General features: G+C 73.3%; 12 protein-coding genes. 10 read left to right on the top strand and 2 right to left on the bottom strand.

Annotated elements, in window-relative coordinates; translation table 11 throughout:
• Positions 1-30: 30 nt before the first annotated feature.
• From ileS to ndk, 4 genes are read left to right on the top strand one after another with little or no spacing between them, the layout of a single operon-like run.
• Positions 31-3,312 carry an isoleucine--tRNA ligase gene (ileS, locus tag FQ330_RS10805; protein WP_146357479.1) on the top strand — a complete coding sequence of 1,094 codons (3,282 nt, stop codon included), beginning with the start codon at positions 31-33 and terminating at the stop codon, positions 3,310-3,312.
• Between the two features lie 35 nt (positions 3,313-3,347).
• Positions 3,348-4,787: a bifunctional folylpolyglutamate synthase/dihydrofolate synthase gene (locus FQ330_RS10800; RefSeq protein WP_146357727.1), complete on the top strand. Its 1,440-nt coding sequence runs from the start codon at positions 3,348-3,350 to the stop codon at positions 4,785-4,787.
• Complete coding sequence (locus FQ330_RS10795) at positions 4,784-5,170, top strand: DUF4233 domain-containing protein (protein ID WP_128189729.1); 387 nt, start codon at positions 4,784-4,786, stop codon at positions 5,168-5,170. Before FQ330_RS10800 ends, FQ330_RS10795 begins: the two co-directional genes overlap by 4 nt.
• A gap of 29 nt (positions 5,171-5,199) precedes the next feature.
• Positions 5,200-5,610 (top strand): nucleoside-diphosphate kinase, encoded by a 411-nt coding sequence (gene ndk / locus FQ330_RS10790; RefSeq protein WP_128189730.1) that lies wholly within the window; start codon positions 5,200-5,202, stop codon positions 5,608-5,610.
• Positions 5,611-5,629: 19 nt separating this feature from the next.
• Here the strand turns inward: ndk and FQ330_RS10785 are convergent, their stop codons facing one another.
• On the bottom strand, positions 5,630-6,247 hold the full coding sequence (locus tag FQ330_RS10785; protein ID WP_146357477.1) for a vitamin K epoxide reductase family protein: 618 nt from the start codon (positions 6,245-6,247) through the stop codon (positions 5,630-5,632).
• A gap of 39 nt (positions 6,248-6,286) precedes the next feature.
• Between FQ330_RS10785 and leuE the strand changes: the two genes are divergently transcribed.
• Entirely contained in the window at positions 6,287-6,970 is a 684-nt protein-coding gene (gene leuE / locus FQ330_RS10780; RefSeq protein ID WP_128189732.1) for a leucine efflux protein LeuE, read from the top strand.
• 190 nt (positions 6,971-7,160) lie between these two features.
• Entirely contained in the window at positions 7,161-9,710 is a 2,550-nt protein-coding gene (locus FQ330_RS10775) for an Rne/Rng family ribonuclease (RefSeq protein ID WP_146357474.1), read from the top strand.
• A gap of 20 nt (positions 9,711-9,730) precedes the next feature.
• Here the strand turns inward: FQ330_RS10775 and FQ330_RS10770 are convergent, their stop codons facing one another.
• A complete protein-coding gene (locus FQ330_RS10770; protein ID WP_128189734.1) occupies positions 9,731-10,000 on the bottom strand; it encodes a DUF4031 domain-containing protein in 270 nt (89 codons plus the stop codon).
• 153 nt (positions 10,001-10,153) lie between these two features.
• On the opposite strand from FQ330_RS10770, the gene rplU reads away from it, so the two are divergent.
• The 4 genes from rplU (at position 10,154) to proB (ending at position 13,108) form a co-directional block, all read left to right on the top strand.
• Positions 10,154-10,462 (top strand): 50S ribosomal protein L21, encoded by a 309-nt coding sequence (gene rplU / locus FQ330_RS10765; protein ID WP_123697699.1) that lies wholly within the window; start codon positions 10,154-10,156, stop codon positions 10,460-10,462.
• A 12-nt stretch (positions 10,463-10,474) separates the two neighbouring features.
• Positions 10,475-10,729 carry a 50S ribosomal protein L27 gene (gene rpmA, locus FQ330_RS10760; protein ID WP_128189736.1) on the top strand — a complete coding sequence of 85 codons (255 nt, stop codon included), beginning with the start codon at positions 10,475-10,477 and terminating at the stop codon, positions 10,727-10,729.
• A 70-nt stretch (positions 10,730-10,799) separates the two neighbouring features.
• Positions 10,800-12,332, top strand: a complete 1,533-nt coding sequence (gene obgE / locus FQ330_RS10755) for a GTPase ObgE (RefSeq protein WP_146357472.1) — start codon at positions 10,800-10,802, stop codon at positions 12,330-12,332.
• On the top strand, positions 12,329-13,108 hold the full coding sequence (proB, locus tag FQ330_RS10750) for a glutamate 5-kinase (protein WP_146357470.1): 780 nt from the start codon (positions 12,329-12,331) through the stop codon (positions 13,106-13,108). The genes obgE and proB overlap by 4 nt, the downstream gene beginning before the upstream one ends.
• The last annotated feature ends 161 nt before the right edge of the window (positions 13,109-13,269 follow it).

Raw genomic sequence — 13,269 nt, 5'->3', positions numbered from 1 at the left:
GAGAGCGTCCCCGCATCCGAGTTCCGAAGGATGCAGGAGACCAGCGTGACCGACCAGCCAGCCCGCCGCTACCCGCTCTCCGGCGACCAGCCCGTCGTCGCGAGCCCCGACCTCCCGGCGCTCGAGCGCGGCATCCTCGCCTTCTGGAAGGGCGACGACACGTTCCGCGCCTCGCTCGAGCAGCGCGAGGGCTGCCAGGAGTGGGTGTTCTACGACGGCCCGCCCTTCGCGAACGGCCTGCCGCACTACGGCCACCTGCTCACCGGCTACGCGAAGGACGTCTTCCCGCGCTTCCAGACGATGCGCGGCAAGCACGTGCCGCGCGTGTTCGGCTGGGACACGCACGGCCTGCCGGCCGAGCTCGAGGCGATGCAGCAGCTCGGCATCACCGAGAAGGCCGAGATCGAGGCGATGGGCGTCGACGTCTTCAACGCGAAGGCGAAGGAGTCGGTGCTGCAGTACGTCGACGAGTGGGAGGACTACGTCACCCGCCAGGCGCGCTGGGTCGACTTCGAGGGCGGCTACAAGACGCTCGACATCACCTACATGGAGAGCGTCATCTGGGCGTTCAAGGCGCTGCACGACAAGGGCCTCGCGTACGAGGGATACCGCGTGCTGCCGTACTGCTGGCGCGACGAGACGCCGCTGTCGAACCACGAGCTGCGCATGGACGACGACGTCTACCAGGACCGCCAGGACACCACGCTGACCGTCACGTTCCCGTTCTCGGGCGAGCGGGCGGATGCGCTCGGCCTGTCGGACGTCGCGGCGCTCGCGTGGACGACGACGCCGTGGACCCTGCCGACGAACCTCGCGCTCGCGGTCGGCCCCGAGGTCGAGTACGGCGTCGTGCCGGCCGGCCCGAACGGCACGAGCGCGGGCGACGGCCCCTTCCTGCTCGCGACCGCCACGGTGCCCGGCTACTTCAAGGACCTCGGCTACGACTCGGCCGAGGACGCCGTCGCCGCGATCGTCCGCACGATGCCCGGCGCCGAGCTCGCCGGGGTGCGGTACGAGCCGCTGTTCGACTTCTTCGCCGACGCCGAGGCGTGGGGCACCGAGCACGCGTTCCAGATCCTCGTCGACGACTACGTCGCGACCGGCGAGGGCACCGGCATCGTGCACCAGGCGCCCGCCTACGGCGAGGACGACCAGCGCGTCTCGAACGCCGCGGGCATCCCCACCATCCTCTCCGTCGACGACGGCGGCCGGTTCCTCGACGTCGTCGCGCCGGTCGCCGGCCAGCAGGTGTTCGACGCGAACAAGCCGCTGTCGAAGCTGCTGAAGGACGCCGGCCGCGTGCTGCGCCAGGCCTCCTACGTGCACTCCTACCCGCACTGCTGGCGCTGCCGGAACCCGCTCATCTACAAGGCCGTCTCGAGCTGGTTCGTGCGGGTGACCGAGATCAAGGACGACCTGCTCGCCGCCAACGAGCAGATCACCTGGGTGCCCGAGAACGTCAAGCACGGGCAGTTCGGCAAGTGGCTCGAGGGCGCGCGGGACTGGTCGATCAGCCGCAACCGCTACTGGGGCAGCCCCATCCCGGTGTGGAAGAGCGACGACCCGAACCACCCGCGCGTCGACGTGTACGGCTCGCTCGACGAGCTCGAGCGCGACTTCGGCGTGCGCCCCACCGACCTGCACCGGCCCGCGATCGACGAGCTGACGCGCCCGAACCCCGACGACCCGACGGGGCGCAGCACCATGCGGCGCATCCCGGATGTGCTCGACGTGTGGTTCGACTCGGGCTCGATGCCCTTCGCGCAGGTGCACTACCCGTTCGAGAACGAGGCGTGGTTCGACAGCCACAGCCCCGCCGACTACATCGTCGAGTACATCGGGCAGACGCGCGGCTGGTTCTACGTGCTGCACGTGCTCTCGGTGGCGCTCTTCGGGCGGCCGGCGTTCGAGAACGTCATCAGCCACGGCATCATCCTCGGCGACGACGGCTTCAAGGCCTCGAAGTCGCGCCGCAACTACCCCGACGTCAACGAGTCGTTCGACGCCTACGGGTCGGATGCGGTGCGCTGGAACCTGCTCCAGGGCTCGATCCTGCGGGGCGGCAACTTCGTCGTCTCGGAGGAGGGCATCCGCGAGGCGCTCCGCCAGTTCCACCTGCCGCTGTGGTCGACCTGGTACTTCTTCGCCACCTACGCCAACCGCGCGCAGGACGGCGCGCCGTACGTCGCGAAGCGGTCCACCGCATCCGCCGACGTGCTCGACCGCTACATCCTCGCGAAGCTGCGCGAGACGGTCGTCACCGCGACCGACAGCCTCGAGCGGCTCGACGCGACGGGCGCGACGCTCGCGGTGCGCGAGCTGCTCGACGTGCTCACGAACTGGTACGTGCGCCGCTCGCGCGACCGCTTCTGGCAGGGCGTCGCCGCCGACGGCTCCGGCAGCGAGGCGTTCGACACGCTGCACACGGTGCTCGAGACGCTCACCCGGCTCGCCGCGCCGCTCTCGCCGCTCGTGACGGAGGAGGTCTGGAAGGGCCTCACCGGCGGACGCTCGGTGCACCTGGCCGACTGGCCCGACGCCGAGCAGCTGCCTGCCGACGACGCGCTCGTCGCGCAGATGGATGCGGTGCGCGCCATCGCGAGCGTCGGCAACGCCCTGCGCAAGCAGGCGCGCAAGCGCGTCAGGCTGCCGCTGCCCACCCTCACCGTGGTCGGCGCGGTCGACGTGGCGCCGTTCCGCGCGGTGCTGCAGGACGAGCTGAACGTGCGGGAGGTCGTGCTCGAGGAGGCGGGGCCCGACGCCCTCGAGCGGTACGGCATCTCGCGGCGCCTGCAGGTCAACGCGCGCGCCGCCGGCCCGCGCCTCGGCAAGGACGTGCAGCGCGCCATCCAGGCCGCTCGCGCGGGCGACTGGTCGGTCGACGGCGAGACCGTCGTCGCGGGCGGCATCGAGCTCGCCGAGGGCGAGTTCGAGCTCGCGCTCGAGGTGGCCGACGAGACGGCCGCGGTGGGCTTCCTGCCCGGCGGCGGCTTCGTCGTGCTCGACACGGCGACGACGCCGGAGCTCGAGGCCGAGGGGCTCGCGCGCGACGTCGTGCGGGCCGTGCAGCAGGCGCGCAAGGAGGCCGGCCTCGACGTGAGCGACCGCATCCGGCTGCGGCTCGGCTCCGACGCGCACGGCGTCGCGGCGCTCGAGGCGAACCGTGCGCTCGTGATGGGGGAGACCCTGGCGCTCGAGCTCGAGCTCGAGCGCGTCGACGACACGATGGGCGAGCTCGCCGACGGGCGCACGGCGCACCGCGTGGGCGACGGCTCGCCGCTCGCGATCGCGCTCGAGAGGGCGCAGGCATGACGGAGGACGCAGGCATGACGGAGGACGGCGCGGGCATGGCCGACGAGAGCATCGACGACCGGATCCTCGAGGCGCTCGAGCACCGCGAGGCGGCGCAGGTCGCCTACGAGGCGCTGCTGGCGCGCGCGGGCGAGCAGGCGGTCGAGCCGCGCATCGAGGCGACGCGGCGCGCGGTCGAGCTGCTGGGCGACCCGCAGCGCGCCTTCCGCGTCATCCACATCACCGGCACGAACGGCAAGGGCTCGACCGCCCGCATCGCCGACGCGCTGCTGCGCGCGCACGGGCTCCGCACGGGCGTGCTGACGAGCCCGCACCTCGAGCGGGTCAACGAGCGCATCATGCTCGACGGCGAGCCCGTCTCCGACGAGGCGTTCGCGCGCGGCTACGACGACGTCGCGCCGTTCCTCGAGATGGTCGACGCCGAGCTCGAGGCGGCGGGCGAGCGCCGGCTCACGTTCTTCGAGGCGTTCACCGTGCTCGCGCTCGCGATCATGGCGGATGCGCCGGTCGACGTCGCGGTGCTCGAGGTCGGCATGGGCGGCACGTGGGACTCCACGAACGTCGCCGACGGCGACGTCGCGGTGATCACGCCGATCGCCCTCGACCACACGAACCGGCTCGGCACGACGGTCGAGGCGATCGCGCGCGAGAAGGCCGGGATCATCAAGCCCGACGCGATCGTCGTGAGCGCCGCGCAGGCGCCCGAGGCGCTCGCGGTGCTCGAGGCGCGCGCCGCCGAGGTGGGTGCCCGGCTGCTCGTCGAGGGGCGCGACTTCGCGCTCTCCGCGCAGGCGGTCGCGGTCGGCGGCCAGCTCATCACCGTGCGCGGCCTCGCGGCGGAGTACATCGACCAGCTCGTGCCGCTGCTCGGCGCGCACCAGGGCGCCAACGCGGCGCTCGCGCTCGTCGCGGTCGAGGCGTTCCTCGGCGGCGGCGGCCAGCCGATGACCGCGCAGGTGCTCGCCGACGGCTTCGCCGCGGCGACCTCGCCGGGCAGGCTCGACGTGATCGGCTCGCAGCCGCTCGTGATCCTCGACGCGGCGCACAACCCGCACGGCGCGACCGCGCTGCGGGCGGCGCTCGGGGCGTTCTTCGGCCTCGAGCGGGTCACGCTCGTGCTCGGGGTGCTCGTCGGCAAGGACGTGACGGGCGTGCTCGAGGCGCTCGAGCCGGTCGTCGACGAGGTGGTCGTCACGCAGTCGCGCTCGGAGCGCGCCCTGCCCGCCGACGACCTCGCGGCGCAGGCCGTGGCGGTGCTCGGCGCCGACCGCGTGCTCGTGGAGCCCGAGCTCGGCACCGCCGTCGAGACCGCGCGCGAGAGCGCGGCCGACCGCGGCGGCGCCGTCGTCGTGACCGGCTCGATCACCCTGCTCGGCGACGTGCTCGGCCACGCCCGCGAGGCGGGCTGGCTCGTGCGGCCGGATGCGCGGCGGCAGGCGGCCACCGTCGAGGTCACCGACGAGGAGCAGCGGTGAGCCCCCGCGAGCGGCGGGCCCGCCCGGCGCGCGGCGCGATGGAGTCGCTGCTGCGCATCGTGCACGGGCTGCAGGCGGCCGGCATCGTCTTCGGCGCGCTCGCCTCCTGGGGCGTCACGCGCGACTGGCCGGCGCCGACGGCGTTCGCGGTCGTCGGCGTGCTGCTCATCGCCACGATGCCGCTGCTGCGGCACCCGTGGGGCTGGGTCGTGAGCCTCGCGGTGCAGGCGGCCGTCGCGTCGCTGACCGTGTTCGAGCCGGTGTGGGGCGTCGTCGCGCTCATCCTCGTCGGGCTGTGGATCTTCTGCTTCGTGAAGGCGCGCGGGATCGAGCGCCAGCGGCGCGCGGCGGGGCTCGACCCGAGGGGCGCCCCCGGCAGCTGAGGCGGTGCGCCGTCGGTAGGCTGGCAGGCATGCAGAGCACCCTCGTCCTCATCAAGCCCGACGGCGTCCAGCGCCAGCTGACCGGGGCCATCCTGGCCCGCATCGAGGCCAAGGGCTACCGCGTCGCCGACCTGCGCATGGTGCAGCCCGAGCGCGCGCTCCTCGAGGAGCACTACGCCGAGCACGAGGGCAAGCCGTTCTTCGAGCCGCTCGTCGAGTTCATGCTCTCGGGCCCGTCGGTCGCGATCCGCCTCGAGGGCGACCGCGTCATCGAGGGCTTCCGCTCGCTCGCCGGCACGACCGACCCGACGACGGCCGCGCCCGGCACGATCCGCGGCGACCTCGGCCGCGACTGGGGCCTCAAGGTGCAGCAGAACCTCGTGCACGGCTCCGACTCCGAGGAGTCGGCCGAGCGCGAGCTCGCGCTCTGGTTCGGCTGAGCGCGCCGGCGCCCCGCCGCTAGAAGGCGAACAGGAACCGGGGGATGCCCGGCAGCACGACCATGATCGTCAGCACGACGATCACGGCGAGCGCGAGCGACAGCACCCAGCCCCACGACGAGAAGCGCGCCGCGGTGCGCCGCAGCCCCGCGGGCGCGGGGAGCGCGCCGGCGCCGAAGGCCCACGTCCAGAGCGGGAACGCCATCGCGTACATCGCCATCCAGACCAGGAAGCACCACGGGCAGACGAAGCCGAGCACGAAGATCGACTGCTGCGCGAGCCACAGCACGAACACCAGGCCGCCGAGCACGCCGACCGAGAAGGCCGTCCACACCCAGCGCGGCATCGCGACGCGGCCGAGCGTCAGCACGCCCACGACGATCGGGGCGGGGAACGCCATGAGGCCGAGGAACGGGTTCGGGAAGCCGAACAGGCGCCCCTGCGCCGACTCCATCGCGCCCGAGCACGACAGGAACGGGTTGAGGTCGCAGCTGAGCGCCGCCTCGGGGTTCAGCAGCAGCTCGATGCGCTCCACCGAGAGCGAGAACGCGCCGAGCAGGCCCGCGAGCCCCGTCACGACGAGGACCGCGCCCAGCCAGACAGGCGCAGCGATGTGGGCAGGACGTGACGGGTTCATGGAGCCTCCTGCGCACCATTCTGTCAGTCGGGCGCGCTCGTGAGCCTCGACGCGGCGACGATCGCCGCCTTCACCGCCGGCGTGGTCGTCATCGTGCTGCTGCCGGGCGCCAACAGCCTCTACGTCGCGACGAGCGCGCTGCGGGCGGGCACGCGCGCCGGGTTCCGCGCGATGCTGGGCGTCTTCCTCGGCGACGCGGTGCTCATGGTGCTCGCGGTGCTCTCGGCGCAGGCGCTCTCGGCCAACCCGGTCGTCTTCACCGCGCTCACCTGGGCCGGCGCCCTCTACCTCTGCTGGCTCGCGGTCGGGCTCGTCCGCAGCGCCGTCGCGCGCATCCGCGCCCGCATGGCCCGCCGGGCCGAGCCCGCAGCGACCGAGAACCCCACGCATCCGCTCACCGCGCCCAACCCGATCATCGCCCACCCGCGGCTCGCGCCCTTCCGCACGGCGCTCGTCACGAGCCTGCTGAACCCGAAGGCGATCCTCTTCTTCGCGTCGTTCTTCGTGCAGTTCATCGACCCCGCGTCGCCGACGCCGCTCGGCGACCTGCTCGTGATGATGCTGATCCTCGAGGCGGTCTCGGGCCTCTACCTCACGGCGGTCGTGCTGCTCGGCGCGCGCATCGGGCGCCGCGTGCAGCCGCACGGCTGGCCGGCGATCGTCGGCACGCTCGTCGCGGCGGTCGCGTTCGTCGCCCTCGCGGTGCGCGTCGTGCTGCCCTGAGCCCGCAGCGCTCGTGGGGTAGACTTCCCCGCAGCGCGCCCGACGGGCGCTCACACAGGTTTTCCGGGCAGCACGCCTAGCCCGGGCCATCCCCGCGAGGGGGTGTCAGGAAGGATTCGCGCCGGGGCGCGCCCCGGTCGCGAGCGAGATGGCGACCGGCGGCGCCGGTTGCGGCAGGAGCGCGCCAGCGATGGTGAACGACGACACGACCCTCCCCGCAGAGGCAGAGGGCACAGCACAGCAGACCGGCACGGCCGAGGCGCCCGAGGCGCAGCAGGCCACCGAGGCGCCCGCTGAGGTGCAGCAGGCCGAGGCGCCCGAGGCGGAGAGGCCCAAGCGCAAGCGGGCGACCACGCGCAGGACGGCGCCGGCGGCCGAGGCCGATGCGGCGACGGATGCGTCGGGTGACGCCCCGGCGCAGGTGCCGGTGGCCGACGACCAGGGTGCCGAGCCCGCCGCCGAGCCGGCCGCCGAGGCCGCCGCTCCGGTGGCGGCGGGGGAGCAGGAGCCCGGCCACGAGCCCGGCCTCACCGATCCCGCGGCCCCCGCGCCCGACGCCGGTGCGCAGGGCTCGGCGGGCGACGACCCGCTCGCCGCCGCGCTCGCGCTGCCCGAGGTGCCGACGGGGCCGTTCGGCCTGCTCTTCCACGCGCCCGACCTCGCGGCGCTGCCCGCCCTCCCGTCGCTGCGCGACGAGGAGGACGACGACGAGGACGACGACGACGACGAGCCGCAGGGCGGCCGTCGCAGCCACTCGCGCACGCGCTCCCGCTCGCGCCGCCGCGGCGGCGACGTCGAGGAGGAGAAGCCCCTCATCACCGAGCCGCAGAAGGTGCGCGGCTCCACCCGGCTCGAGGCGAAGCGCCAGCGCCGCCGCGAGGGCCGCGACGCGGGCCGCCGCCGCACGGTGGTGACCGAGACCGAGTTCCTCGCCCGGCGCGAGGCCGTCGAGCGCCAGATGATCGTGCGCTCGAAGCACGACCGCGTGCAGCTCGCGGTGCTCGAGGACGGCGTGCTCGTCGAGCACTACGTCGCCAAGGCCTCCGAGTCGAGCCTGATCGGCAACGTGTACCTCGGCCGCGTGCAGAACGTGCTGCCGAGCATGGAGGCCGCCTTCGTCGACATCGGCCGCGGCCGCAACGCCGTGCTCTACTCGGGCGAGGTCGACTGGGACGCCGCCGAGCTCGAGGGCCAGCCGCGCAAGATCGAGCTGGCGCTGAAGCCCGGCGACACCGTGCTCGTGCAGGTGACGAAGGATCCGGTCGGCCACAAGGGCGCCCGCCTCACGAGCCAGATCTCGCTGCCCGGCCGCTACCTCGTGTCGGTGCCCGGCGGCTCGATGAACGGCATCTCCCGCAAGCTCCCCGACACCGAGCGCGCCCGCCTGAAGAAGATCCTCAAGCAGGTGCTGCCGGAGGGCGTGGGCGTCATCGTGCGCACCGCCGCCGAGGGCGCGACCGAGGATCAGCTCACGCGCGACGTCGAGCGCCTCACCCGCCAGTGGGAGCGCATCCAGCAGCAGAAGACCTCCGGCACCGCGCCGCAGCGGCTGCACGCGGAGCCCGACCTGCTCGTCAAGATCGTGCGCGACGTCTTCAACGAGGACTTCCACAAGCTCGTCATCCAGGGGTCCGAGGCGCTCACCACGATCCGCGAGTACCTCGAGGCCATCGCGCCCGACCTGCTCGACCGCGTCGAGGCCTACGAGGGCACCGATGACCCGTTCGACCACTTCCGCATCGCCGAGCAGATCGACAAGGCGCTCGACCGCAAGGTGTGGCTGCCCTCGGGCGGCTCGCTCGTCATCGACCGCACCGAGGCGATGACCGTCGTCGACGTGAACACCGGCCGCTTCGTCGGCGCCGGCGGCAACCTCGAGGAGACGGTCACCAAGAACAACCTCGAGGCGGCCGAGGAGATCGTGCGCCAGCTGCGCCTGCGCGACATCGGCGGCATCATCGTGATCGACTTCATCGACATGGTGCTCGAGTCCAACCGCGACCTCGTGCAGCGGCGCCTCATCGAGTGCTTGAGCCGCGACCGCACGAAGCACCAGGTGGCAGAGGTCACGAGCCTCGGCCTCGTGCAGATGACGCGCAAGAAGCTCGGCCTCGGGCTCCTCGAGTCCTACTCCGAGCAGTGCGAGGTCTGCGCCGGCCGCGGCATCATCGTGCACCACGAGCCCGTCTCGAAGCCGCAGCGCCAGCAGCAGTCCGACGCGGGCGGCAACGGCAGCAGCAGCGGCCGCCGCGGGCGCCGCGGCAAGCAGGCCGACCAGCAGCAGGCCGAGCAGCACCAGCAGCACCAGCAGGGCGCCGGCGGCACGCACGCGATCACCGACGACCTCCGCAAGGGGCTGTCGCAGATCGCCTCCGCGGGCAAGGGGCGCCCGCACGAGGGCGACCACGCTGCGGGCGAGCACCCTGCGGGCGAGCAGCCCGCGGCGCACCAGCCCGTGCAGCAGCCGTCGGGCGAGCAGCCGTCGGGCATCGTCGCGCCCTCGAAGGAGGCGGTCGAGGCCGTCGCCGCCGAGCCGATCGTCACGATCCTCGACATCCCCCTCGAGCCTGTGTACGAGGCGCCCGCGCCGAAGGCCACCGAGGGCGACCTCGACGGGCTGCTCGGCAGCGCGCTCGACGCGCTCGCCGCGCCGGCGCCCGGCACCGGCAAGGCCGCACGGCGCTCGCGCCGCGCCTCCTCGGGCGTCATCACGGCGAAGCCCGACGACTCGGACCGCTGACGCGACGGGGCGCGACCGGGCTAGTGCGGCCGGTCGCGCTCCTTCACACGCAGCCCGCTCGCGATGAGCCGGCGCACGAGCTCCTTCGGGGGCACGCGCTCGGCGCCCATCGCGACGAGCGCGTCGATGCGCTCGGCGGGCACGTCGTAGTGGTCGTGGTCGAAGCCGCGCGACGGGATGCCGGCGGCCCGGGCGAAGGCGTGCAGCTCGTCGAGCGACGCGTCGCTGATGAGGTGCGCCCACAGCGTGCCGTGGTTCGGCCACAGCGGGTCGTCGACGAGGATCGCCATCCGCCCACGGTAGCGGGCGCCACGCGGGCGGTCATGTTGACCGCAGGCGCCGCGTGCCTGTATCGTTGTCCGCTGGTGCAGGTCGCGATCTCGCGCGCGCCACAAGCTTCGTCCCGGCCCTGCCGGGAGTCGTTCCAACAGTGAGGATCCAACGTGGTGTACGCAATCGTGCGCGCCGGCGGCCGGCAGGAGAAGGTCGAGGTCGGCACCGTGCTCGTCGTCGACCGCATCGCCGGCGACGACAACGGCAACGTCGAGCTGGCCCCCGTGCTGCTCGTCGACGGCGACAAGGTGACGACCGATGTCGACGCGCTCGCCAAGGTGAAGATCACGGCCGAGGTCGTGACCGACCTGCGCGGCCCCAAGATCCGCATCCAGCACTACCGCAACAAGACCGGCTACAAGCGCCGCATGGGCCACCGCTCGGAGCTCACGCGCCTCAAGGTCACCGAGATCAAGTAAGGGGCTCCAGACATGGCACACAAGAAGGGCGCATCGTCCACCCGCAACGGTCGTGACTCGAACGCGCAGCGCCTCGGCGTGAAGCGCTTCGGCGGCCAGGTCGTCAAGGCCGGCGAGATCATCGTCCGCCAGCGCGGCACGCACTTCCACCCCGGCGCCAACGTCGGCCGCGGTGGCGACGACACGCTGTTCGCCCTCGAGGCGGGCGCCGTGGAGTTCGGCCAGAAGGGCGGCCGCAAGGTCGTCAACATCGTCGCCGCAGGCTGACGACACACAGACACCCGATGAACGGGGCGGGCTTCGGCCCGCCCCGTTCTCGCATCGAAGGAGGCATGCCATGGCGACGTTCGTCGATCAGGTGACGCTGCATCTGCGCGCCGGTCACGGCGGTCACGGCTGCGTCTCCGTGAAGCGCGAGAAGTTCAAGCCCCTCGCGGGCCCCGACGGCGGCAACGGCGGCGACGGCGGCGACATCGTGCTGGTCGCCGACCCGCAGGTGACGACGCTGCTCGGCTACCACCGCGCGCCGCACCGCGCGAGCGAGAACGGCCAGCCCGGCATGGGCGACCACCGCTCGGGCACCTCCGGCGCCGACCTCGAGCTGCCCGTGCCGGTCGGCACGGTGGTGACGGATGCGTCCGGCGAGCAGCTCGCCGACCTCGCACAGGCGGGCATGCGGCTCGTCGTCGCGGCCGGAGGCCAGGGCGGGCTCGGCAACGCCGCGCTGTCGAACACCAAGCGCAAGGCGCCCGGCTTCGCGCTGCTCGGCACCCCCGGCTTCGAGGGCGACATCACCCTCGAGCTCAAGACCGTCGCCGACGTCGCGCTCGTGGGCTTCCCGAGCGCCGGCAAGTCGAGCCTCGTCGCCGCGATGTCGGCCGCGCGGCCGAAGATCGCCGACTACCCGTTCACGACGCTGCACCCCAACCTCGGCGTCGTCGAGTCGGGCCAGACGCGCTACACGATCGCCGACGTGCCCGGCCTCATCGAGGGCGCGAGCGAGGGCAAGGGGCTCGGGCTCGAGTTCCTGCGCCACGTCGAGCGCTGCTCGGCGCTGCTGCACGTCATCGACTGCGCCACGCTCGAGCCCGGCCGCGACCCGGTGAGCGACCTGCAGGTCATCCGTCGCGAGCTCGAGGCGTACCCTGTGCCCGAGGGGCAGACGCCGCTGCTCGAGCGCCAGCAGCTCGTCGCGCTCAACAAGATCGACGTGCCCGAGGCCGCCGAGCTCGCCGCGTTCGTGCGCGCCGACATCGAGGCCATGGGCTACCGCGTCTTCGAGATCTCCACGGTCGCGCACCGGGGCCTGCGCGAGCTGTCGTTCGCGCTCGCCGAGATCGTCGAGGCCGACCGCGCCGCGAAGGGCGCCGAGCCGGCGCCCGAGCGCATCGTGCTGCGCCCCAAGGCGATCGACGACGCCGGCTTCGTCGTCAAGGTCGAGGGCTCCCACGAGGGCCCCGTCTACCGCATCCTGGGCGCGAAGCCCGAGCGGTGGGTCGCGCAGACCGACTTCCGCAACGACGAGGCCGTCGGCTACCTCGCCGACCGGCTCGCGAAGCTCGGCACCGAGGATGCGCTGCTCAAGGCGGGCGCGGTCGCGGGCGCGACCGTCGTCATCGGCCCCGGCGCCGGCATCGTCTTCGACTGGGAGCCGACCATCGCATCCGCCGCCGAGCTCGTCGGCAACCGCGGCACCGATCCGCGGCTCGACCGCAACGACCGCCGCACGACGGCCGAGCGCCGCGCCGAGTACCACCGCCAGATGGACGCGAAGCAGGCGGCGCGCGACGACCTCAAGGGCGAGCGCGACGCCGGCATCTGGACCGACGACGAGGGGTTCGAGGTGCAGCGCTGGGACGACGAGGCATGACCTCGCTCGACCTCTCGGTCGCGCAGCGCATCGTCGTCAAGGTCGGCTCGTCGTCGATCTCGGGCGACCGCCGGGGCCAGATCGAGCCGCTCGTCGACGGGCTCGTGCGCCTGCACCGGGCGGGCGAGGTCATCCTCGTCTCCTCGGGCGCGATCTCGACGGGCATGCCGTTCCTCGGCCTCGACGCGCGCCCCGCCGACCTGCCCATGCAGCAGGCCGCCGCGGCCGTCGGGCAGAACGTGCTCATGAACCGCTACCAGCGGAGCCTGTCCCGGCACGAGCTCGTCGCGGCGCAGATCCTGCTCACCGCGTCCGACATGGACATGGACTCGCACCGCGTCAACGCGCGCAACGCCCTCGAGCGGCTGCTCGAGCTGCGCATGCTGCCGATCGTCAACGAGAACGACACGGTCGCGACGCACGAGATCCGCTTCGGCGACAACGACCGGCTCGCGGCCCTCGTGGCCCGGCTCGTGCGCGCCGACCGGCTCATCCTGCTCTCCGACATCGAGGCGCTCCGCACGGCGCCGCCCGACGAGCCCGGCTCCGAGCCCATCCACCGCGTCGCGTACGGCGACCCGATGGAGGGCGTGCGGCTCGGCGCGAGCGGCTCGCACATCGGCTCCGGCGGGGCGATGACGAAGGTGGATGCGGCGCGGCTCGCCGCCGACGCCGGCGTGCGCGTGACGGTCACGGCGACGCCGCTGCTCGAGCGCCTCATCGCGGGCGAGCGGCTCGGCACCGAGTTCGAGCCGAACCCCGCCCCCGAGCACTGACGCTGCTTCCGCTGGTCGACCCTTCGGCGCCGCCCCCGCTGGTCGAGCCGTCGGCACCTGCCCCCGCTGGTCGAGCCGGCGGCCCCTGCCCCGCTGGTCGAGCCGTCGGCCCTGCCTCCGCTGGTCGAGCCGTCGGCCCTCCGGGCCGACGAGTCGAGACC

Source organism: Agrococcus sediminis, assembly GCF_007923295.1.
Taxonomy (GTDB): domain Bacteria; phylum Actinomycetota; class Actinomycetes; order Actinomycetales; family Microbacteriaceae; genus Agrococcus; species Agrococcus sediminis.
The sequence above is the reverse complement of the archived record's forward strand: the minus strand, read 5'-3'. Positions and strand labels throughout refer to the sequence as shown.

Excerpts from the sequence above, each read along its gene's own strand:
- ileS (WP_146357479.1), top strand. The coding sequence starts at position 31 with ATGCAGGAGACCAGCGTGACCGACCAGCCAGCCCGCCGCTACCCGCTC.
- FQ330_RS10800 (WP_146357727.1), top strand. The coding sequence starts at position 3,348 with ATGGCCGACGAGAGCATCGACGACCGGATCCTCGAGGCGCTCGAGCAC.
- ndk (WP_128189730.1), top strand. The coding sequence starts at position 5,200 with ATGCAGAGCACCCTCGTCCTCATCAAGCCCGACGGCGTCCAGCGCCAG.
- FQ330_RS10785 (WP_146357477.1), bottom strand. The coding sequence starts at position 6,247 with ATGAACCCGTCACGTCCTGCCCACATCGCTGCGCCTGTCTGGCTGGGC.
- FQ330_RS10775 (WP_146357474.1), top strand. The coding sequence starts at position 7,161 with ATGGTGAACGACGACACGACCCTCCCCGCAGAGGCAGAGGGCACAGCA.
- FQ330_RS10770 (WP_128189734.1), bottom strand. The coding sequence starts at position 10,000 with ATGGCGATCCTCGTCGACGACCCGCTGTGGCCGAACCACGGCACGCTG.
- rpmA (WP_128189736.1), top strand. The coding sequence starts at position 10,475 with ATGGCACACAAGAAGGGCGCATCGTCCACCCGCAACGGTCGTGACTCG.
- obgE (WP_146357472.1), top strand. The coding sequence starts at position 10,800 with ATGGCGACGTTCGTCGATCAGGTGACGCTGCATCTGCGCGCCGGTCAC.
- proB (WP_146357470.1), top strand. The coding sequence starts at position 12,329 with ATGACCTCGCTCGACCTCTCGGTCGCGCAGCGCATCGTCGTCAAGGTC.